The sequence below is a fragment of the Achromobacter sp. Marseille-Q0513 genome (genome assembly GCF_018195695.1).
Taxonomy (GTDB): Bacteria; Pseudomonadota; Gammaproteobacteria; order Burkholderiales; family Burkholderiaceae_B; genus Achromobacter.
In genome coordinates this window covers 1-308 of sequence record NZ_JAGTJY010000685.1, presented here as the reverse complement: position 1 = coordinate 308, position 308 = coordinate 1, and the positions used below count along the sequence as shown (strand labels likewise).

General features: G+C 65.3%; 1 protein-coding gene. It reads right to left on the bottom strand.

What is annotated here, in order from left to right; translation table 11 throughout:
* The coding region (locus KDH83_RS32300; protein ID WP_212323311.1) for an enoyl-CoA hydratase/isomerase family protein at positions 1-308 on the bottom strand (308 nt) is incomplete at both ends.

The following is a 308-nucleotide window of genomic DNA, read 5'->3' as shown; positions in this document are numbered from 1 at the left end:
CGCCAGGCAAGTGACATGCTCGGTCAGATCATCCGGCTCGACCACGCGATTTACTAGGCCAAGCCGATATGCTTCCTGCGCCGTCCACAAGTTGCCTGTGTACAGGGCTTCCAGCGCCAGGCCGCGCGGAATCAACTGCGGCAGGAGCACGCTTCCAAAATTGGCTCCCAGGCCGACACGCGCTTCCGGCAGGCCGAACCTCGCCGTCGCCGCAGCCAGCCGGATGTCACAAGCCAGGGCCAGCTCACAGCCGCCCCCAGCCGCCACGCCGTTCACCGCGGCTATCGTCGGCTTGGACATTTCCAGCA